16 protein-coding genes, 3 pseudogenes and 1 riboswitch are annotated in these 18,268 nt (G+C 71.0%); of the genes and pseudogenes, 8 read left to right on the top strand and 11 right to left on the bottom strand.

Going from position 1 to position 18,268, the window contains the following annotated elements:
• Window positions 1–356: 356 nt before the first annotated feature.
• Window positions 357–638, top strand: a complete 282-nt coding sequence (locus tag ABZ858_RS11100) for a hypothetical protein (RefSeq protein ID WP_361375009.1) — start codon at window positions 357–359, stop codon at window positions 636–638.
• Window positions 639–770: 132 nt separating this feature from the next.
• On the opposite strand, the pseudogene ABZ858_RS11095 reads toward ABZ858_RS11100, so the two are convergent.
• The 5 genes and pseudogenes from ABZ858_RS11095 to ABZ858_RS11075 form a co-directional block, all read right to left on the bottom strand.
• Window positions 771–2,047: pseudogene (locus tag ABZ858_RS11095) on the bottom strand (site-specific integrase).
• Window positions 2,047–2,271: a helix-turn-helix domain-containing protein gene (locus ABZ858_RS11090; protein WP_361375333.1), complete on the bottom strand. Its 225-nt coding sequence runs from the start codon at window positions 2,269–2,271 to the stop codon at window positions 2,047–2,049. Before ABZ858_RS11090 ends, ABZ858_RS11095 begins: the two are co-directional and overlap by 1 nt.
• A 250-nt stretch (window positions 2,272–2,521) precedes the next feature.
• Window positions 2,522–3,618: pseudogene (locus tag ABZ858_RS11085) on the bottom strand (replication initiator); the annotation flags it as partial.
• The gene (locus ABZ858_RS11080) at window positions 3,549–5,084 is read right to left on the bottom strand and encodes a DUF2637 domain-containing protein (protein ID WP_361375007.1); all 1,536 of its coding nucleotides are present in this window, start codon (window positions 5,082–5,084) and stop codon (window positions 3,549–3,551) included. The gene ABZ858_RS11080 and the pseudogene ABZ858_RS11085, both read right to left, overlap by 70 nt.
• Before the next feature lie 190 nt (window positions 5,085–5,274).
• Window positions 5,275–5,454: pseudogene (locus ABZ858_RS11075) on the bottom strand (hypothetical protein); the annotation flags it as partial.
• A 273-nt stretch (window positions 5,455–5,727) separates the two neighbouring features.
• Between ABZ858_RS11075 and ABZ858_RS11070 the strand changes: the two are divergent.
• From ABZ858_RS11070 to ABZ858_RS11055, 4 genes are all read left to right on the top strand, one after another.
• The gene (locus ABZ858_RS11070; protein WP_361375005.1) at window positions 5,728–6,447 is read left to right on the top strand and encodes an XRE family transcriptional regulator; all 720 of its coding nucleotides are present in this window, start codon (window positions 5,728–5,730) and stop codon (window positions 6,445–6,447) included.
• A gap of 2 nt (window positions 6,448–6,449) precedes the next feature.
• Window positions 6,450–6,920 carry an NUDIX domain-containing protein gene (locus ABZ858_RS11065; RefSeq protein ID WP_361375003.1) on the top strand — a complete coding sequence of 157 codons (471 nt, stop codon included), beginning with the start codon at window positions 6,450–6,452 and terminating at the stop codon, window positions 6,918–6,920.
• 131 nt (window positions 6,921–7,051) lie between these two features.
• A complete protein-coding gene (locus ABZ858_RS11060) occupies window positions 7,052–7,510 on the top strand; it encodes a hypothetical protein (RefSeq protein ID WP_361375001.1) in 459 nt (152 codons plus the stop codon).
• Window positions 7,511–7,969, top strand: a complete 459-nt coding sequence (locus tag ABZ858_RS11055) for a hypothetical protein (protein WP_361374999.1) — start codon at window positions 7,511–7,513, stop codon at window positions 7,967–7,969.
• 1,169 nt (window positions 7,970–9,138) lie between these two features.
• Here the strand turns inward: ABZ858_RS11055 and ABZ858_RS11050 are convergent.
• A complete protein-coding gene (locus ABZ858_RS11050; protein ID WP_361374997.1) occupies window positions 9,139–9,696 on the bottom strand; it encodes a DUF6817 domain-containing protein in 558 nt (185 codons plus the stop codon).
• Window positions 9,693–10,592, bottom strand: a complete 900-nt coding sequence (locus tag ABZ858_RS11045; RefSeq protein ID WP_361374995.1) for a 2-dehydropantoate 2-reductase — start codon at window positions 10,590–10,592, stop codon at window positions 9,693–9,695. The genes ABZ858_RS11050 and ABZ858_RS11045 overlap by 4 nt, the downstream gene beginning before the upstream one ends.
• 237 nt (window positions 10,593–10,829) lie before the next feature.
• Here ABZ858_RS11045 and ABZ858_RS11040 point away from each other — a divergent pair, with 237 nt between their 5' ends.
• Window positions 10,830–11,987, top strand: coding sequence for a GTP-binding protein (locus ABZ858_RS11040; RefSeq protein WP_361374993.1), 1,158 nt, complete (start codon window positions 10,830–10,832; stop codon window positions 11,985–11,987).
• Between the two features lie 157 nt (window positions 11,988–12,144).
• Here the strand turns inward: ABZ858_RS11040 and ABZ858_RS11035 are convergent, their stop codons facing one another.
• From ABZ858_RS11035 to ABZ858_RS11025, 3 genes are all read right to left on the bottom strand, one after another.
• Window positions 12,145–12,549 (bottom strand): (2Fe-2S) ferredoxin domain-containing protein, encoded by a 405-nt coding sequence (locus ABZ858_RS11035; RefSeq protein ID WP_361374991.1) that lies wholly within the window; start codon window positions 12,547–12,549, stop codon window positions 12,145–12,147.
• A 60-nt stretch (window positions 12,550–12,609) separates the two neighbouring features.
• A riboswitch (cobalamin riboswitch) is annotated at window positions 12,610–12,732 on the bottom strand.
• Window positions 12,733–12,809: 77 nt separating this feature from the next.
• Window positions 12,810–13,850, bottom strand: coding sequence for an NAD(P)-dependent alcohol dehydrogenase (locus ABZ858_RS11030; RefSeq protein ID WP_361374989.1), 1,041 nt, complete (start codon window positions 13,848–13,850; stop codon window positions 12,810–12,812).
• A gap of 22 nt (window positions 13,851–13,872) precedes the next feature.
• On the bottom strand, window positions 13,873–14,586 hold the full coding sequence (locus ABZ858_RS11025; RefSeq protein ID WP_361374987.1) for a helix-turn-helix domain-containing protein: 714 nt from the start codon (window positions 14,584–14,586) through the stop codon (window positions 13,873–13,875).
• A 134-nt stretch (window positions 14,587–14,720) separates the two neighbouring features.
• Here ABZ858_RS11025 and ABZ858_RS11020 point away from each other — a divergent pair, with 134 nt between their 5' ends.
• Window positions 14,721–15,344, top strand: coding sequence for an acetate uptake transporter (locus tag ABZ858_RS11020; protein WP_361374985.1), 624 nt, complete (start codon window positions 14,721–14,723; stop codon window positions 15,342–15,344).
• A 51-nt stretch (window positions 15,345–15,395) separates the two neighbouring features.
• Here the strand turns inward: ABZ858_RS11020 and ABZ858_RS11015 are convergent, their stop codons facing one another.
• Window positions 15,396–17,342 carry an ABC transporter ATP-binding protein gene (locus ABZ858_RS11015; protein ID WP_361375331.1) on the bottom strand — a complete coding sequence of 649 codons (1,947 nt, stop codon included), beginning with the start codon at window positions 17,340–17,342 and terminating at the stop codon, window positions 15,396–15,398.
• A gap of 97 nt (window positions 17,343–17,439) precedes the next feature.
• Here ABZ858_RS11015 and ABZ858_RS11010 point away from each other — a divergent pair, with 97 nt between their 5' ends.
• A complete protein-coding gene (locus tag ABZ858_RS11010; protein WP_361374983.1) occupies window positions 17,440–18,225 on the top strand; it encodes a crotonase/enoyl-CoA hydratase family protein in 786 nt (261 codons plus the stop codon).
• Window positions 18,226–18,268: the final 43 nt, after the last annotated feature.

The following is an 18,268-nucleotide window of genomic DNA, read 5'->3' as shown; positions in this document are numbered from 1 at the left end:
GTGGAAAGAAGTCGTCTCATTCAACTCCTGACGGGAGAGGGTGAAGTGCGTCTTCTTTCGCGATCAGCTCTAATCTCTGGCGCCCCGTATGAGGTCTGGCCTGAAGCTGTTGCGACTCAGCTCCTACTCGCCGTGTACGAGAGGAGGCAGCGTGGCACCCGACGCTCCGGACAATCTTCGATCGGATTCAGTGATGCCCTTGATGCTCTCCGCGCATACGGTGGGGCTGATCTATCCATAGGGTTCATCGATGATCGAAGCCGGGGCGGATACCACTTCCAGCTCTTTATGGATCCCGAGATGAATACCGTTGTCGCCTGTCTGGGAATTGAGCCCCCTGGCAGCAGCTGAAATTCGTGAGGTATGTCAAGGTCGCATGGGTTCACGACTTCGCTGATGATCCTGTGCTCTATCTCAGCGAGCTCGGCGACGATGGATATGAGACTCGGAAGGTGCAGTTCTATCGGGACGGTCGATCCGAATGGGCGGATGGGAGTTTCGAAACTGCAACTGTCGACCTCTCGGAAATCCCTTTCCCGTCGCTAGAGGAAATTTCCAGCCAACCGGAATTCACTGCCCAAGTGATTACTCCGGAAGAGTTCGAGCGCGCATGGAATGAGGCGCACACGGACTTCTGACGCGTCGCTGAATTCGTCTTGTGGCGCGCCAGAGAGTAAGAAGCGCTTCCATTCTGGCGGTGAAAGAAGCTCGGGGCCCTGCTGAATTCCAGCAGGGCCCCGAGTCGTTTGACGGCAACGCTGACGGCAATGTCAGCGGACGACGGCTGCGGCGGGTGGGGCGTCGTGGTCGCCATCGGTCGACCTGAGGGCGTTGCCGAGGGTGTCGATGGCCTGGCGCTGGAGGCGGAGCCTTACGTGGGCCTAGACGCCGGCGGTGACGCCGATGTGGGCGTGGCCGAGGAGTTCCTTGATCACGACGAGGTCGACGCCCTGTTCCAGATGCAGGGTGGCGGTCGAGTGCCGTAGGTCGTGAAACCGGATGCGGCGAAGCCCTGCGCGGTTGAGGCGTCGACTGAAGCGGCGGGTGTGGTTGGCGGGTTCGAGAGGGCTGCCGGTGGGGGTGGTGAACACGAGGCCGTTGTCCGACCAGCTCGTGCCCGGGCCCTGCGTGCCTCCTCCTGCTGTTCCCAGTGAGTCTTCAGCGAGTTGACGCATTCGATGGGGAGGACGATGCGACGTTCGGATGCGCGGGTCTTGGTGTGCAGGACGGTCAGGCCGCCGGTGCGGGTGCGCTGGAGGGAAAGGTGGATGGTGGCGGTTCCTGTGCTGAGGTCGAGGTCGTCCCAGTGCAGCCCGAGGAGTTCGCCCTTGCGGAGTCCGGTGCGCAGGGCGAGTTCGTAGAGGGCGTGGAGCCGGTCGCTGCTGGCTGCGTGGAGGAACTACCGGGCCTCGCTCGCGGTGAACGGCTTGAAACGCCGGGGGCGGGGTGCCGGTATCTTGACACTTCGGGCGACGTTACGAGGAAGGTCGTCTTCGCGAACGGCGTGTTCCAGGGCGGACTTGAGGACCGAGTGGACGTAGGTCACGGTCAGCAGGGAGAGCCGCTTGTTGCAGCACTGGCCGATGGCGCAGCAGGAGCGCCGGTCGCTGTCCCGCCCCTGGGTGCAGCACTGGCAAGCGACGCGGAGAAGGAACTTGCGGACGTCGCGGGCGGTGAGTCGGGCAAGGTTCTTTGCCCCGAGCCCGGGGTTGAGATGGAGGCGGACGCAGGCGGCGTAGCGGGTGGTGGTGTTCTCCCGTACCTGGTGGACGGTGACACCGTTCAGCCAGTACGTCAGGTACGCGCTGACGGTGCTGTCGGCCGCCGCGACGGGCAAGCCAAGGTTGCTAGCGGCGATCTTCTCGGTGAGCTTGGCGAGAGCATCCTTGCGGGTGGTGCCGTAGACCCGGACGCGCTTGTGGGTGTTGCCGGGGGCGAGGACGTACCCGGCGGCTTCCCAACGGCCCTCCTTGCGCTGATAGACGGTTCCGTCGCCGTTGGCGCGGGAGCGGGTGCGGCGGGATGAGGTGGGGCGCGGCGTGGTCATCAGGCGGCTTCCTGTTCGAGGCGGGTGTGGATGAAGTCGGTGAGGGCGTGGGTGGGGATGCGGCGGGCGCGGCCGAGGGTGATCGAGGCGAGCTGGCCGGAGCGGAGCAGGTCGTAGACGGCGGAGCGGCCGAGCTGGAAGCGGGCCATCACCTGGGGCACCGTGAGCAGATCCAGCGCGGGTGCCGCCTCCGCGTGGAGGACGGCAGGCGGGAGCGAGGCCATCAACAACCCCCTTCGGCCGCGAACCGCCGTTCCAGTTCCTTGCGATGCCAGACGTTGGCGGCGAGGAGGGCCGCCCCGGGGCTGTAGCCCGAGCCGAGGTAGTCCCAGTGACCGACGAGGAGCGTGGTCGTCGGGTCGGACTGGGGCAGGCCGGCGTGAGTGAGGGCCTGTTCGGTACGCCAGGTGCGGCGGCGTCGCGCAGCGCGCCCAGGGTGGTGGAGTAGCTGCGGGACTTGGTGGAGAAGTGGCCCCGGAAGCCGAGCATGTGCGCCCACTTCCAGAGCTTCAGATCGGCGCACTCAGGCAGACTCCCCAGCTCCCAGCAGGTGCGGATCATCTGCCGCACGTGCCGGGCGACGGCGAGCCGAGACAGCGGCAGAGCCTGCCCCGTGCCGTCGCACGCGGTGCACGGGAGCGGCGTTCCGTGGGGCAGCATAGTGGCGCCGGGTCCCTGGCAGGGGCGGCAGGACAGGGCACGGTCGAGGGTGCCGGAGGCGTCGGCGGACTTGGTGGCGTACTTCGCCACGTAGGCGGCCACGGCCTGATCGGTGAATTCGGCGTCAGCACCGAAGGATGCGATCTCGCGCACCCGAACTGCTCGCCCCAGCCGAGTGCGCGTTCCCCGACCGTATCCGAGGCGACCGTGATGCGGACCCGCGCGGCGGCGGCGCGGGCGGCCTTGGTGAGTACGGCGAGGGTGGCGTACGGGGGCGGGGGCTGGGTGCTGCCATCGGGGCCGTCGAGTCGGATGACGGCGTGGAAGTGGACCAGGCCGCGCTGCTGGTACTCGGCGACCTCGGCGAAGGAGACTCGCAGGACCGCCCGGGCGGCCTTCTGAGTCATGCCGAGCCCGGCGGCGGTCTCGCAGCGCAGGTAGGTGGTGAAGCGGGCCCACAAGGCTCCGGCGTGGGCGTTGAACAGGACCGCGCCCTCGTAGTCGTACGTCGCGGGGTTCAGCGGCGTCCCGATCAGCGGGTCGTCACGTTCGTGGAGCTTGCGGCAGCGGCAGGGACGGGCATCGCCACCGGGGGTGGTGAGGCGGTTGTGGACGGGGCCGAAGGGCGGCGGGGTGAGAGTGACGAAGACGCGGGGGTGGGTGCGGACGGTGTCGGGCACGGTCTTGCCGCCGGTCAGGCCGGCGCGGATGAGGTGGTAGGTGTCGGCGGCGTAGAGGCGGGAGCAGGCCGGGCAGCGCGAGGCGCGGCGGTTGCCGCACGAGGTGAGCAGGCTGCCCATGGGCTCGGCGGAAGAGGTGTAGGAGCGCAGCACCTCACCCGTCACCGAATCGACGGTGGTGGTGTGGCCGGTGAGGCGGACGGGTTCGGTGCAGCCGCCGAGGCGTTCGATCTGCTGCTGTGCGCGGTCGAAGTCGGGGTGGTTGACCAGGTGGAGCAGGTCCCGCACGGCGGGGCTTGCCACGTGGCGCAGGTCCAGAGTGACCATTCGGGGCGTGTCCCTTCTGTCGGGTGGTGGCCCCGAGCAGCAACCGGCCATGAGTGTGGGCGCGTTGGTGCTGCTCGGGGCATGACGAACCGGGCCCGGGAGCGGGCGAGGGAGTGTGACCGGGTAGGTCCGGGGCTCAGAGCTGAGCGAGTGCGGAGGTTGCCACCGGCAGGGCAATGCCCATGCGCGTCCCCAGCTGGGCGGATCGGTGTTCCGCGCTCGACGCGGTGGGTGTCCGCGATGCGCCGGGCCGCGTCCAGAAGCACGGCTGGCAGGGCCGGGCCGGAGACGGGCCGGGCCGTCTTGGTGACGGCGGCCGGCGGAGCGGCGGCCAGGGCCGGAGTCGGAGCGGGCTTCGGTTCCTCGGCCGCAGCGGTGGCCATGGCTGGGATGGGTGTCGGGGGTGCGGGTTCGGGGGTGGATGCCTCGTCGGGCACCGGCTCGGAGATGGGAGCGGGGGCGTCCTCCAGGTGCGGGATGGGGCGGATGGGGGTGTGGAACTGGGCGAGGAAGGCGGGGCCGACGTGGCCCCAGCCCAGGAGCAGGAGTGGAGCGACGGTGTCCAGGCAGGCCCGGCCGTAGCGTCCGGTCAGCAGCGGTTCGGCGGTGTTCGGGACGAGGGTGAGCAGCCCGCACAGGTGGAGCAGCCGGATGCCAGCCCGCAACTCCGCTTTGGGGACGCCACGCAGGGCGAGGAACCGCAGGGCGACCAGGAGTCCGACGACGGACAGGTCCACCATGGGGGCGATCAGCGGCGCGATCGGATGGGGGACACCGAGGCGCAGGGCGAGTGCCCAGACGTTGCCGAAGGAGAAGACGAAGGCCAGGGCCGCGATGACCGCCATGACTACGGTCACGGTGCGCCTGGTGAACCGTTCCTCCGTCATGTTCTCAACTTCCTTTCTGGCGTGAGCTGTTCGTGAACACTTGGTGAGTGACGGCGCGGGCGTTGATGTCTGGCCGGTCGAGCGGAGAAGGGCATCCAGGCACAGGTCCGGGTCTGCGGTCAGGTGCGAGGTGGCTTCGGTGACGCGGGCGGCGTCGGCGTCGGAGACGTAGGGGGTGCGGATGCGGGTGTAGCCGGGGCGGCCCTGCATCACCATCACCGCGACGCCGACGTAGGCGGGGTCCTGCAACGTGACCGGGCTGGCGTCGGGCCAGTTGCGGCTGTCCTCGCCCAGGGCGGCCACCGCGGCTTCCACGGTCTTCTGCGCGAACGACAACCCGATGGGGCACACGTCGCGGATGAAGGTGGGGATGGCGTCGCCGGTGGTCTTCTGGCTGATCAGAATCACCAGGATGCCGACGCTGCGGCCCTTCTTGACCAGGTCCTCCACCAGCCGGGCGTTCGCCGCCGTCAGCGCGGCCAAACGTTTCGTCTCGGCGTCGCTTGCCCTTGTACTCGCGGAAGAACGTGTGCGCCTCATCGATGACCAGGACCGTGAGCGGCCACTGCGGCGAGGGGCCGACGTGCCACATGTTCTTCACGCCCAGCACGTCACGGATGGTCGACGAGCGCCTCTTGCGCAGCTCCACCAGGCGCTTGAACAGCGCGTTGGCTTCATCGAGCGGCACGTCCCACTCCAGGCCACCGCGCGGTGGCCGAAGCTGTACGTACGGCCCCACATGTCCCATCACCACGCCCACCTTGCCGCTCCGCCGGTCGACCACCAGGGCGCCGGCATCGGACGAGACGGTGTGCCCGTCGGCATCAGGGGTGGGGGCCGTCATCGTGACCACCCCGGCGAGGCGCAGCGGGACCGGGCGTCCAGTCGCAGGGCGGGAACACGTGGGGTGGCACTCATTCGCACGGTGACGCTCCTCGGCGGCGTTGATGCGTGCCCCTGGGCCTGTTGGTGCCGCAGGGTCGGCACCGATCCTCACGCCGGTCACCGGGACGAAGGAACCTCCACCAACCCTCACTTCGGGACGTCCTGCACCGTGTAGAACGTCCCTAGTGCCGTCCTGAGACGAAGGGGGAGACTTGTGCCGAACGAGAGACTACGAGCTGTCATGGCGGCGGGAGGCTGGACGTACGCCGCACTCGCTCAGCAGGTCGAGGTCGACTCCAAGTCGGTCGAGCGCTGGGTGAACCTCGGGCGTATCCCACGTCGTGCCACCGCCCTCCAGGCGGCCAAAGCCCTGGGAGAAGACGTGCACGCACTCTGGCCGGCGCTCCGCCAGGGCCGCCCCGCCCGCGCCATCAGCCCCGAACTGGTGGCGCTCTACGAGCAGCGGGCCGACCTCCCCGTCTCGGCGTTCACCGACCTGATGGTCCAGGCCCGGGAACGGATCGACATCCTCGTCTACGCGGCCGTCTTCCTCTACGAGGCGTACCCGCGGCTGAACGAACTCCTCACCGAACGCGCCGCCGAAGGCTGCACCGTCCGCATCGCGATCGGGGACGCCGACAGCGACACCGTCCAAGCCCGCGGCCAGGAGGAGCGGTTCGGCCACGGCATCGAATCCCGCTGCCGTCTCGCGCTCATGCACTACCGGCCGCTCGCCGACATCCCCGGCATCGAAGTCCGTACCCACGGCACCACGCTCTACAACTCCCTCTACCGGGCCGACGACCAGCAACTCGTCAATGCCCACGTCTGGGGCGTCAACGCCTACGCAGCCCCCGTGTGGCACCTTCGCCGTCACGAGACAGGCGGCATGTTCGACACCTACGCCGACAGCTTCGACGCCGTGTGGGCGACCGCAACCCCCGTACGAGAGGAAGACTGACCGTGGCCCGCACCGAGTATTACGACGACCCCAGCGCGCCCGAGCCGAACAGCATGGTTGTCGCCGCCTCCGCCGTCGTCACCGACGATCACGGGCGCATCCTCCTCCAGCGCCGCCGAGATAACGACTTGTGGGCACTGCCGGGCGGCGGCATGGACCTCACCGACTCCCTGCCCGGCACAGCCGTCCGCGAGGTCAAGGAAGAGACCGGCCTCGACGTCGAGATCACCGGCCTGGTCGGCACCTACACCGACCCGAAACACATCATCGCCTACACCGACGGCGAGATCCGCCGCCAGTTCAACGTCTGCTTCACCGCCCACATCACCGGCGGCCAGCTGGAGATCTCCGACGAGTCCACCGAACTCCGGTTCGTGCCACCCGAAGAGATCGAGCAACTGCCGATGCACCACACCCAACGACTCAGGCTCCAGCACTTCCTGGAACATCGTGAAAGCCCCTACCTGGGCTGAACCGGCTGACGGCAGTAGCGACGGCAACACCCACGGATTTCCGCGCACAACCACGGACGCCAGCGGGACACAAAACCCGCGCTGACCAGCGAAGAAGCAGGTAGAGGGGTACCGCGTAGCACACGTACTATGTGCTGGCTGGCGCGACGCCGGTCCTCGTGCACAACTGTGGATCGGGTGGTGACGATGACCTGGTCACGGTTTATCGCGGTACCGACCAGGGACTGGAGAACATGATCGCGGAGGAATCCGGGCACCTTATGAGTGATGCCGCACGGAGCACTTATGCGGGGACCGGTTCGATGGAAGAAGCGATGAAGGCATCGCAGCAGGCTCACGCGGATGCGCTCCAGGCCTGGGGCTCCCTCGACAACTACGTCCAAGCGCACGGGTCGTTCGGTACGGAGATGGGCCAAATCGGCCCCCGGTCGATGATGTCGTTCACCACGGACGTCAATGTGGCGCGGAGCTTTGGCGGTACCGTCTATGCTGCAAGGATTCCGCGAAATCAAATGATCCTGCAGACATTGCCGGGTGCGGGTGAAGCAGAGGTTCTTGTTCCGCACATGATCGCTGTGACGAGGCTGTAAATGTACGTGGAGATTGTTCTCGGCCCGCTTCCCGTGCGTTACTATCCTCAGTCGCGCACGCTGGAAAAGGGGGATCTTCTTCCCGGTCAGACTGAGGGCCGGGAGCAGTCTCTCGTTCGATCTGACCGATTGCGGCGTATCGTCATGCCGCTCCCAGGCGGCAGGCGCTTCCGGTTGTTCCTGCACTGGAGCGACGGCACCGACCTGGAGGACCTCGACAGGAGGATCGTCCACGGTGATCCCTGGGAGAGGTGCTTCGACGGCGCACTCGCCGGTGGCGACATGGATCTCCGCTGTCGGAGCTGCGGCACGGACTTCGTCGCGATCGTGGCCGATGCCGGGATCCCGCTGCTGGGGGACGTCGCGGCACGGCTCCGAGAGCACGAGTTCGTCGCTTCGTGTCCGGTCTGCGGTGCGGCATGGCAGCCTCACGTGTTGCACGTAGTCGAAGTCGCGTAACGGCGGGGGCCCGTTGGGAGTGATTCCAGCGGGCCTCCTGCGGCCTTGGCTCATCACTGGCTGCCCTGTGCCAGGCGGCAGGGTGGGGTTGTCTCGCAACTTTCACAAGGAAAAACAAGAAGGAATGGTAGCCAATAGCCCTGTGATTGCATTCCTGGCAAAAATCGAGCACGGATGCCTGATCTTGCGGGATGCGGAAAGTGACGATGACGTCAGCGACTGGGACCCGGCGTCGAGCAGTTGGCATCAAGAGGGCAGCTCGCTCATCTTCGGCGTTCAGGCCGGTGTCGATGGGCCTGTCGAATGCGAGGTATGGAAGTCGACCCCACCCGTGGTGCTTACTGCGAACCTCTTTGAGGTGTCACTTCCATGTCCGTCTGGGTGGCTCGTATTGCACGACCCGAACGAACACGTCCGAATGCAATTCACGGGATTCCGTGGCTCAGTTACCTGTTCGGTAAGGGTGGATGATCCGCAATTTCCGTCAAAGGTTCAGATCTTGCTGAGGGCGGAAGGCGAGTAGCTCCTTGACGCTCACAGGAACGGGCGAGATTCTATTCGAGGGTCCCACCAGGGTCCCACCAGTTTCTCGCATATGACGTGAGTGCGTCACTGGGGGATGTCGACCTTCCCGCGCCATTCCGAACTCCATAGTTGAAGCCCCGTCAGGTATTTCCTGACGGGGCTTCAGCGTGGGGTGAGGCAGTAGTTGACGGCAACGTCAGCGCGCGGGCGCTCCGCACAGTGGCGGGTCGGGACCGGTCAGGCTTCCCGTGTCGAAGCCGGTCACTGGGCCACCTCCGCCGCGACCGGTTCCAGGCGGGTGGCGCGGTAGGCGACGCCGTCGGAGAGCTGACCGTTGAAGATCCGCGCCCACGGGGTGGCGAACAGCTCCACCGGCCCAACCATCACGCCCGGCTTCAGTCCGGCCGCGATCTCCCCACCTTGATCCGTGCGGCCCTCGGCCTTCCCGTGGCGGACGTAAGGCAGTTGCGGCTGCGTGCGAGCAGGCTTCCCGAAGAGCCGATCGACCGTGCGCCCCGCCGGTCCCGGCCGTACGAACGGCCGGGCAGCTGGTACAGCTCAGAGAAGCAGTTGCCCGGCCGCAAACAGTGGCACCCGACAACAGCGCCACCTGACTGGAAGGTGTGTGCCACCTGACTGCCGTACTAGTCGAGAAGATCGGGGGCGCCGCCGAGCTGCCGCTCGTACGCCGCCCGGGCCCGGGGCGAGAGGAGTTCGTGCGAGCGGGTGAACAGGGCACGCAGGGACGGGCCGTGGCGCTCCGCCAGTTCCGGGTTGTGGGCCAGGACGTCCAGTTCGTTGGCGGCGGTCAGTTCCAGGAAGGCGCGGGTGTCCGCCTCGGGCGGGGTGTGCTCGGTGCCGGTGAAGCGGTCGCGGAAGCGGACCGGGTGCTCGCGGCCCAGGCGCGGGTACACCGCGGCGCGGTCGCAGCCGGCGTAGAGGCGGACCAGCTCCTCGGCCCGTGGGCCGATCACGGCGGCGACGGCCTCCCGTTCGGTGAGGGGCGCGAGCGGGTGGTCGAAGCCGTCGGTGCCGTACAGGGCGTGACACAGGCCCGCGAGCTGGACGTCCTCGTCGGCTCCCCAAGCCCTCAGTACGTCCTCGACCCGGATCAGGTGCTCCAGGAGCGTGCCGCCGGGGTGGGGCATGCCGTCGGCGCCACGGGCGCGCAGGAACCGCTCGGCCTCCGCGGACCGGCTCATCGGATCTCCTGGCCCACCGAGCGGGCCACCTGTGCGATCAGCTCCGCCGTGGCGGGGGTCTCGACGCCGTGGGCGGCTCCCGCGCGGACGACGGCCCCGCCGATCGCGTCGAGTTCGAGCGGGCGTCCGGCTTCGGCGTCGCGCTGCATCGAGGACATCATCTTCTCGGGGGCCAGGTCGAAGACGGTGAGCACGGATTCGGTGCTCACCTGCGCGCCGGCGGCCCGGGCCACGGCGGTGATCTCGTCGACGACGGTGAGCAGTTCCGCGCGGTGTGCGGTGCGGACGGTCCCGGCGTCGGCCCGGTACCGCGTGGTCAGCAGCGCGAGCGGGGCCAGGAAGGACAGCTTGTCCCAGAGCATCGGCGTCTCGTCGTCGCGCAGGGTGACGCCGAGCCCCGCGTGACGCAGCTCCTCCGCGAACTCCTCGATCAGGGCGCCGAGTTCGAGGTGGGCGAACGGGCTGCCGTGGACGATCCGGCCAGGCGCGGTCCGGGTGGCCTCGACCTTGATCGTGCCGGCGACGATCCTGCCCGCCGGGTAGCGTTCGCGCAGCGCGGCCATGTGGTCGAGGCCGTTGAGCAGCGGGATGACGACGGCGTCGGAGAGGACGGGGACCGGGAGGCGGTCCAGTGCCTCGGGCAGGCTGGTCTGCTTGACCGTCACGAAGACGGCGTCCACCGGCTCTCGCAGCAGGGTGTCGGCCTCGACCTCCGCCGTGAAGTCCCCGTACCGGCCGCTCTCGACCCGCAGGCCGCCGCGCCGCAGCACGGCCGCGGTCTCCTCGCCGGCCAGGCAGATCACGCGGTGTCCGTCCCGGGCGAGCAGTGCCCCGATCAGTCCGCCGACGCCTCCGGGGCCGAGGACGGCCACGGTCGAGGGGGTGGTGGTGGTCATGTGGACTCCTGTTCCTGCGCACTCCTGCGAATGTTCCACAGGGATGATCAAGTACGGCTCAGATTCAAGTCAATCCACGGGTTTACTCGCCTATCCCCCAGCTATTGCTTGGGTCCGCCACATCTCCCGCCAACCTCCCGACTCCTATCGATAATGAAAATCGTTGTCGTATAATGTCGCCATGGCACACACCGAGATTTACCCGCCCTACGGGCCTGTCGTCTTCCGTGATGCCCGGTGACGGCCCGCGAAGGCGCCCTGCCGGTCGTGGTCGTCGCCGGGCTGCACGCCGACGCGCGCCACCAGACCGTGGAGCGGCTGCTGCACGCCGTGCCCGGCAGCGTGGCCCTGCACCACGACCTGTCCACGGCCCCGGCCGGTACCGTCCGGCGGAGCGTGCGCGACGCCGACGGCAGACGGGCCGTGGGCGAGACGCCGCTGGTGAACGACTGTGCCTGCTGTGCGCTGCGCGAGGATCTGGTGCCGGAGCTGGAGCGCCTGGCGCGCGACGGCCGCACCCGGCTCGCGGTGGTCGAGCTGTGGGACTCCGTCGAGCCGCGCGCCATGGCCGAGGTCGTGGCCGCGCACGCCGGGGAGCTGCTGCGCCTGACCGGTGTCATGACGGCCGTCGATCCGTCCCTGCTGCTCGACTGCCTGGCCGACGGCCACGAACTGGCGGAGGCGGGACTGGCCGCCGCCGCGACCGACCAGCGGACCGTGGGCGACACCTGCGCCCGCCAGCTGGAGTACCCGTCCGTGCACGTCGTCGCCGAGGCCGGCGCGGCCGAGGCGGCGGACCTCGCCCTCCTCGGCCAACTGCACCCGACGGCCCGGCGCGTGGCGCTGGAGTCCGCACAGCTGCCCCGGCTGGCGTTCGCCGGGTTCGACACCGAGGCCGCCGCGGCCGCCCAGCACCCGGCGTGCGCGCTGCTCCCCCAGGACGCCGACGAGTACGGCATCACCACCCTGGTGTGGCACAGCCGGCGGCCCTTCCACCCGGAGCGCCTCTACCACGCGCTGGAGGACCTGTGCTGCGCGGCGGTCCGCAGCCGGGGCCGGTTCTGGCTGGCCGACCGGCCCGACACCCTGCTGTCCTGGGAGGCCGCGGGCGGCGCGCTGTGCGTGGAAATGGCCGGGCCCTGGCTGGCCTCGCTGCCCGACGCGGCATGGGAACTGGTCCCGCCGGTGCGCCGGGCCGCCGCCGCGCTCGACTGGCATCCCGAACACGGGGACCGCGGCCAGCAGCTGGTGTTCACCTCACCGGGGCTGGACCGCGACGGCCTCACCGCCGTCCTCGGCTCCTGTCTGCTCACGGACGGGGAGCTGGCGCAGGGCCCCGAGGCGTGGAAGCGTTTCCCGGCGGCCTTCGACCAGCTCCTCGACCCTGTCCCCTGACCCTCCGATCCCAGCCCGTACGCACGCACGGCACGTCCTCGCGCCCGCGGAACGGCGCTGCTGCCAGGGCTGGGGCTGACCGGCCGTGGGCCGGCCCGGGCCCGCCCGCCCTGGATCCCACCTGCCCCGGACCCACCACCCCCAGGCCCCGCCCACCTCACGCGCCGCCGCGGCGCGGGGGCGGGAAGGCGTACAGGTCGAGGATGTCCGGGCAGGGGGCGACGCCGGGGCCGCCGGCCCGGACCCAGGCGGCGATGTCCTCGGTGGCGGCGGGGTCGTTGACCAGGCCCAGCCAGACCGGCCGTCCGCCGGCGGCCCGCCCCGCGGCGGACGGCTGGACGACGATGACGTTGGCGTGCTCGCACACGTCGAGGCACTCGGAGACCCGTACCGGCACCTGGGCGCGCAGCCGTGCCGTCTGCGCCGCGTGATCGATTCCCGGCACCTTGGCGGTGCCGCAGCAGCAGTCCCGGCACACCACGACCCGGCACGGTGCCGGGCCGGGTCGTCCGGGGTCCGCCGGTATGCCGCCGGGCCTCGCTCCGGTCGCTTCCACGGGCATGGGGCGCCTTCCTCTCCCGGGGAGATCCGCCCCGGTGCTTCGTCGAGGGGGCGACCGCGTGAGTCTCCTGGCTCTCGGGTCGATGCTCGCCCCGGCCCTCCCGCCCGCCGGGGGCAGTGGCCTGTCGGGAGCCGCTCGCCGATCACAGTGGCGGGACCGCGCCGGATTCACACCGGCTTCCTCGGACCGCCGTCGCCTTGTCGCCGGTCATCATCCCATCCGGGTGCCGGCGCCCGCGCACCGCCGTCGGCGGGCCCGGATCAGCCGTGGGGGAGGATCACCGCGCGGCCGTCGACGAGACCCTGGCGCAGGCGCTCGTAGGCGAGGGGAGCCTCGTCGAGGGAGTACGTCTCGGTGTGCACCGACAGCGCGCCGGCGCGGGCCAGGGCCAGGACCTCGGTGAGTTCGCCGCGGCTGCCCCAGTACGGGGAGCTGACCGTCACCTCGTAGGGCAGTGTGCCGAAGCCGACGGGCAGCGCGCCGCCGCCGATGCCGACGATCGAGATCTCGCCCTCGATCGCCGCCAGCGCTCCGGCGAGGGTCACGGTGGGCGGGGCGCCGACGAAGTCGAACACGGCCTGCGCGCCGAGCCCCGCGGTCAGTTCGCGGACCGCGGCCACGGCCCCGGCGTCGGACAGGACCGCCTCGTGCGCGCCGACCTGGCGGGCGAGGCGCAGCTTGTCCTCGCTGATGTCGAGGGCCACCACGCGGGCCGGGGTCAGGGCGCGCAGCAGCTGGACGGCGACGTGCCCGAGGCCGCCGGCGCCGATGACCACGGCGGTGGAGCCCGGCACCAGCCGGGGCAGCGCGCGCTTGATCGCGTGGTACGGCGTCAGGCCCGCGTCGGTCAGCGGGACCGCGGCGACCGGGTCGAGGCCGGCCAGCGGGACGAGGTGGCGCGGGTCGTCGACGAGCAGGTACTCGGCCATCGAGCCGGGGGCGCCGAGGCCGGGCGGGCGGATGCCGAGCGCCTCGGCGCGCGGGCAGTAGTTCTCCTTGCCCTCCGCGCACTTGGCGCAGGTGCCGCAGCCCCAGGGCCCGTACACGGCGACGTCGTCGCCCTCCGCGAGTCCGCTCACTCCCGCGCCGAGGGCCGCGACGGTGCCCACGCCCTCGTGGCCCAGGGTGAGCGGGAGGGCGAAGGACAACGCCTCGGCCGGGCGGCTCATCAGCGCGATGTCGGAGTGGCAGACACCGGCCGCGGTGACCTTCAACAGGACTTGTCCGGGCCCGGGTTCGGGGTCGGGGACGGTGACCACCTCCGGCGCGGCGCCGATGGTGCGGTACTGCAGTGCCTTCATGGCACGTCCTTTCGTGGTGTGCTCAGTCGTCGGTGCCCGCGGTGCCGCCGACGCCTCCGGAAGCGGGCGTGCCGGGGCCGGTCGCGGCCTGGGCGGCCTCGGCCGTCAGGGCGTCGTAGGCCCGTTCGACCAGGGCGGCGAGGTCCGCCGCCGGGTCGTCGTCCCCGGGCGCCCGCGCCCACAGGCGCAGCGCGGCGGTGAGCACTCCGGCGGCGGCGCCGACGACGACGGCGGGGCGTACGTCCCGGGCGTCGTCGGTGCCGAGCCGGCCGGCGACGATCCGGACCGACTCCTCCTGGGCGTCGACCCGGATGCGCTCGTACGCGGCGAACAGAGCGGGTTCGCTGTCCAGCAGGGCGAGCAGCCGCCGCGTGTCCGGCCGGACGCGCCAGGCCGGGGCGTCCCGGTCCGCGAGCCAGGCGCGGACGGCCCGGCGGTAGGCCGCCAGGGGCGGCTCGCCGGGCGGGCGGGTGCGCAGCAGGGCGTTGATCCGGGCGCCGTCGCCGCGGACGAAGTCCAGGGCGGCGTCCTCCTTGCCGGTGAAGTTCCGGCTGAAGGTGCGGCGGGTGACGTCGGCGCGTTCCGCGATCGCCTCCACCGTGGTGCCGGCCAGGCCGCGCTCCAGGATCAGTTCGAGGGCGGCGCCGGCCAGCGCGTTCCGCGTCCGGGCGGCCTTGCGCCGGCGGCGGTCCTCGGGGGCGCCGGCCGGGCCGGCGGGGGGCTGCTCCGCCGTCATGGATTCACCGTACACCTACTTTGTGTCCCCTGGGGACACCTGTCCCTCGGGGACATCCGGCCGCCGTCTGAGAGTGCGTGCCGGGGGTACTCGGTGCCGGTCCTGTTGACCTCGGGTCGAAGGGATTCCCCGTCATGGCTGACGACACGAGCGGCTCTGTCCGCGAGGAGGCGCGCCCCGCCGATCCGCAGGCGCGTGCCTACGCGGACCCGGCCCCGGTGGGCCTCGCGGGTTTCGCGCTCACCACCCTGCTGCTGTCCATCGTCAACACCGGCCTGCTGAAGGAGACCGGCGCGATCGTCCCGGTGCTGGCCCTCGCCGCGTTCTACGGCGGCCTGGCCCAGTTCGTCGCGGGGCTGTTCGAGTTCCGCCGCGGCAACACCTTCGGCGCGACGGCGTTCATGTCCTACGGCGCCTTCTGGCTGACCTACTGGTGGCTGGTGCAGCAGCTGACCTCCGCCGGTGACGTGCACGTCGCGCTCGGTCTCTACCTGCTCGGCTGGGGCATCTTCACCGCGTACATGGCGGTGGCCGCGCTGCGCACCAGCCTCGCCGTGCTGGGCGTGTTCGTGCTGCTGACCATCACGTTCGTGCTGCTGGCCGTCGGCGAGTTCCAGGGCGGGGTGCCGCCGCAACTGGCCACGAAGATCGGCGGCTGGTTCGGCATCGCGACGGGTCTGGTCGCCTGGTACGCCTCGGCCGCCGCCGTCATCAACGCCACCCACCGGCGGCCGCTGCTGCCGACCGGTCCCCGCTGACCGTACGGTCCGGCTGGCGGCGGCCGTCGCCTGCCCGTCCTCCATACGCGCCTACGCCACCGCCTCCCGCTCCCCGGCGAGCGCCCGCTGCGGCTCCCCTTGGCCCGCCTCCCCCTCGCGCGGCCCCGCCTGACCCGGCTCCCCTTGGCGGGCGAACTGCGTGCGGTACAGCTCCGCGTACCGGCCGCCGGCCGCGAGGAGTTCGTCGTGGGTGCCGCGCTCGACGACCGTGCCGGCCTCGACGACCAAGATGAGGTCCGCGGCGCGCACGGTGGACAGCCGGTGGGCGATCACCAGCGCGGTGCGGTCGGCCAGGGCCTCGGCCAGCGCCTCCTGGACGGCCGCCTCCGAGGAGTTGTCCAGGTGGGCGGTGGCCTCGTCCAGGATGACCACGCGCCGGCGGGCCAGCAGCAGCCGGGCGATGGTCATGCGCTGGCGCTCGCCGCCGGAGAACCGGTAGCCGCGTTCCCCGACGACGGTGTCGAGGCCGTCGGGCAGCGCGCGGACCAGGTCGTCGAGGCGGGAGCGGCGCAGGGCGTCCCACAGTTCCTCCTCGCTCGCCTCCGGGCGGGCCAGCAGCAGGTTGGCGCGCACCGAGTCGTGGAAGAGGTGGCCGTCCTGGGTGACCATGCCGACGGTGGCGCGCAGCGCGGCGGTGCCCAGGTCGCGTACGTCGACCCCACCGACGCGCACGGCGCCCTCGTCGGCGTCGTACAGGCGCGGCAGCAGTTGCGCGACGGTCGACTTGCCGGCGCCGGAGGAGCCGACCAGCGCCACGGTCTGGCCGGGCTCGGCGCGGAAGGAGACGCCGTGCAGGACCTCGGCGCCCTCGCGGCTGTCGAGGTTCGCCACGTCCTCCAGGGAGGCGAGGGAGACCTTGTCGGCGGAGGGGTAGCCGAAGCGGACGCCGTCGAACTCGACGGAGACCGGGCCGTCGGGCACCTCGCGGGCGTCGGGCCGTTCCTCGATCAGCGGCTTCAGGTCGAGCACCTCGAAGACCCGCTCGAAGCTGACCAGGGCGCTCATCACCTCCACCCGGGCCCCGGCGAGCGCGGTGAGCGGCGCGTACAGCCGGGTCAGGAGCAGGGCGAGCGAGACGACGGCGCCGGGCTCCAGGGTGCCGCGCAGGGCGAAGTACCCGCCGAGGCCGTAGACCAGGGCCAGGGCGAGGGAGGACACCAGGGTCAGCGCGGTCATGAAGGCGGACTGCGCGGTCGCTGTGCGGATGCCGATGTCACGGACCCGGCGGGCGCGGGCGGCGAACTCGGCCGACTCCTCCTCGGGACGGCCGAACAGCTTGACCAGGGTGGCGCCGGGCGCCGACAGCCGCTCGGTCATCCGGGTGCCCATCTCCGCGTTGAGGGCGGCCGCCTCCCGCTGCATCCGCGCCATGCGGCCGCCCATGCGGCGGGCGGGCACCACGAACACCGGCAGCAGCACCAGCGCGAGCAGGGTGATCTGCCAGGACAGGGTGAGCATCACGGCGAGGGTGAGCAGCAGCGTCACGATGTTGCTGACGACTCCGGAGAGCGTGTTGCTGAAGGCGCGCTGGGCGCCGATGACGTCGTTGTTGAGGCGGGAGACGAGCGCTCCGGTGCGGGTGCGGGTGAAGAAGGCGACCGGCATGCGCTGCACGTGGTCGAAGACCGCGGTCCGCAGATCGAGGATGAGCCCTTCGCCGAGGGTCGCCGACAGCCGTCTGCCGAGGATGCCGAGTGCCGCCTCGCCCACCGCGAGCCCGGCGATCAGCAGGGCCAGGCGCACCACGCCGGACCGGTCGCCGTGCGAGACGATGGCGTCGACGACGCGTCCGGCGAGCACCGGGGTGGCCACGGCGAACAGCGCGGTCACCACCCCGAGGGCGACGAAGTACGCGATGCGGCGGCGGTGCGGGCGGGCGAACGCGCCGATGCGGCGCAGGGTGGCCCGGGCGAACGGGCGGCGTTCCCGCTGGGCGTTCATGACGCTGTACAGCTGCGTCCACGCGGTGGTCTCCATGCTCATGGACGAGAACGTAGGACCTCAAGCGGCGTTGAGGTCAACAGCGGGGCGTAACCTGCCGTTCCCGTACCGCCACCCGAGGAGGCCACCGCCCATGCCGATACGCGTCGAGCGTCAGGGACACGTCACCACGGTCGTCCTCGCGCGACCGGCCGCGCGCAACGCGGTGGACGGCCCGACGGCGGCCGCACTCGCCGCCGCCTTCCGCGCGTTCGAGGCCGACGACGAGGCCAGGGTGGCGGTGCTGTGGGGCGAGGGCGGCACGTTCTGCGCGGGCGCGGATCTCAAGGCCATCGGCACCGATCGCGGCAACCGGGTCGCGGAGGACGGGGACGGCCCGATGGGGCCGACCCGGATGCGGCTGTCCAAGCCGGTGATCGCGGCGGTCGCCGGGCACGCGGTGGCCGGCGGGCTGGAACTCGCGCTCTGGTGCGATCTGCGGGTGGCCGAGGAGGACGCCGTGTTCGGGGTGTTCTGCCGCCGCTGGGGCGTGCCGCTGATCGACGGCGGCACCGTCCGCCTGCCCCGGCTGATCGGCACCAGCCGCGCCCTCGACCTGATCCTCACCGGCCGCCCGGTCCCGGCCCGGGAGGCGTACGAGATGGGGCTGGCCAACCGCCTCGTGCCCACCGGGCGGGCGCGCGCCGAGGCGGAGCGGCTGGCCGCCGAGATCGCCCGGTTCCCGCAGGAGTGCCTGCGCTCGGACCGGGCCTCGGTCCTGGAGCAGGAGGGGCCGGCCGAGGAGGAGGCGCTGCGGGGCGAACTCCGGTACGGGGCGGGCGTGCTGGCCGGCAGCCTGGAGGGGGCCGCCCGGTTCACGGCGGGGGCGGGGCGCCACGGGACGTTCACCGACGACGGGGAGCCGGGCACGGCCGGGTGACTCGGAGCACGGGCGGGTGAGCCGGGCACAGCCAGGTGAGCCG

The organism is Streptomyces sp. NPDC047017, from assembly GCF_040644175.1.
Classification (GTDB): Bacteria; Actinomycetota; Actinomycetes; order Streptomycetales; family Streptomycetaceae; genus Streptomyces.
Note: the sequence above shows the minus strand (reverse complement) of the source record. Positions and strands in the feature narration are given on the sequence as shown.